The organism is Bacillus sp. HY001 (assembly GCF_007558965.1).
In the GTDB taxonomy this organism is placed as follows: domain Bacteria; phylum Bacillota; class Bacilli; order Bacillales; family Bacillaceae_G; genus Bacillus_A; species Bacillus_A mobilis.
On sequence record NZ_VLTE01000279.1, the window covers coordinates 1 to 1,756 of the forward strand.

The 1,756-nt window shown below is 34.2% G+C and carries 2 protein-coding genes and 1 rRNA gene; all 3 read left to right on the forward strand.

Features of this window, described 5'->3' with window-relative positions; genetic code table 11:
* Positions 1-14: 14 nt before the first annotated feature.
* Positions 15-130, forward strand: a 5S ribosomal RNA gene (gene rrf / locus FOT98_RS31290).
* A gap of 355 nt (positions 131-485) precedes the next feature.
* The gene (locus tag FOT98_RS31295; RefSeq protein ID WP_186292156.1) at positions 486-1,418 is read left to right on the forward strand and encodes a DMT family transporter; all 933 of its coding nucleotides are present in this window, start codon (positions 486-488) and stop codon (positions 1,416-1,418) included.
* A gap of 234 nt (positions 1,419-1,652) precedes the next feature.
* A partial coding sequence (locus tag FOT98_RS31300) for a helix-turn-helix domain-containing protein (RefSeq protein WP_100632342.1) occupies positions 1,653-1,756 on the forward strand: 104 nt, incomplete at its 3' end.

The window sequence follows — 1,756 nt, forward strand, 5'->3', positions numbered from 1 at the left end:
ATATGCCTTCATAGTTTGGTGATGATGGCAGAGAGGTCACACCCGTTCCCATACCGAACACGGAAGTTAAGCTCTCTAGCGCCGATGGTAGTTGGGACTTTGTCCCTGTGAGAGTAGGACGTCGCCAAGCAAAAACCTAAGTCGATTCGACTTAGGTTTTTTTGTGTTTATTTTTATTTACCGAATGTCATAATACGTAAATTTAGTAATCTTAAAGATGAAATAGGGACTGTCTAAATTAAAATTTGAGCGATAGGTGTCGTAAAAGGTGATAAAGTAATATGTTTAAATGTTAGTGTAAGGTAAGAATTACCTTTTTATGTTAACTGAGTTGTAGAATGACTAAAAAATTTTACTCTTTATATGAAAACGTTATGTAAAAAATAGCTATTCAGCTGTTTTTCACATAACGTTTTTTCATTTTTAAAAGATTTCACATGAGAAAAAATCTATAATTAAGATAGTTAACATATATTTTTTGATGGGTGTGGGGGATTATGAAAGAAATATGCATGTTATTAGTGGCTGTTATATTATGGGGGACAGCTATTGCGCCAACAAAGTGGGCATTAGAATCTATTCAACCATTTACTTTGCTGTTTATTCGCCTTTTCTTCGCGGGTGGAATCTGTTTACTATTTTCATTTAAACAATTAAAAAGATCAGTTGTACATAAACAGGTCCCGTGGAAAAGAATGAGTTTACTATCTTTTACTGGTGTAGCTGGGTATTTTATGTTCACATCCTACGGTATTTCTTTAACAAGTGGATTGCATGTTAGTATCATTGATGCTGCATTGCCATTAGTTACAATTCTTTTTTCGGCATTCTTTTTAAAGGAGAAAATTCAGTTGAATTATTGGATTGGCATTATGCTAGGAGCTATAGGTGTGCTCTTGATTACTGTTCCTTCTGACAATACTGATCAAGAGGTCTCTTTAATAGGGGATATACTTATTTTATTGAGCACTTTTTTATTTGCCTTCTATACGATATTGTTAAAACGCCCGAAGCAAGAGCGATATTTATCTAATAATGTTTTTACAACGCTAACTTTAATTATTGGAGCCGTTATTTTATTGCCTTTTGCAATGGGGGAAATCTTTTATTATGGTTTTCCAAAGATTGAAACATGGAAGACAGTATTTAGCGTAATGTATCTTGTTATAGGTGCAACAATTTTGGCGTATTGGTTTTGGAACAAAGCGCTAGAGAGGATTTCGGCATCGGTAAGTGGATTATATTTAAATGCATTACCATTAATAAGTATTGTTACTTCAATTGTTCTATTAGATGAATCTTTAACGTGGAAGATAATGATAGGGGGAAGCTTAGTTTTAATAGGAGTAGGATGGGCAGATAAGCAAAAAATAGGTAATTTATTAAAGAGGGATAGTTTAAATAGTAAGGACTGCTAAGTAGTATACTTTATCAATTTTGTCAAGAAGACTCCTTCCTCAAGGAGCGTGAAGGACGTAGCCAGCGAGTAGGTGGGAGATGAATTGGCTTCGAACAAGAGATGACAGGAAGTCATCTTAATTGTTCGACATATGTAAAGTGTTACCGGACAATTTGTCATAATCCCTTCACTATCAATCGAATATACGTTCGGTATATAATAGACATATATCGAAATGGAGGTGAAACGAAGGATGATTAATAAAGCGTATAAATTTCGTATCTATCCAAATAAAGCACAAGCGATCCTGATCAATAAAACGATTGGTTGTTCTCGTTTTGTATTCAATCACTTCCT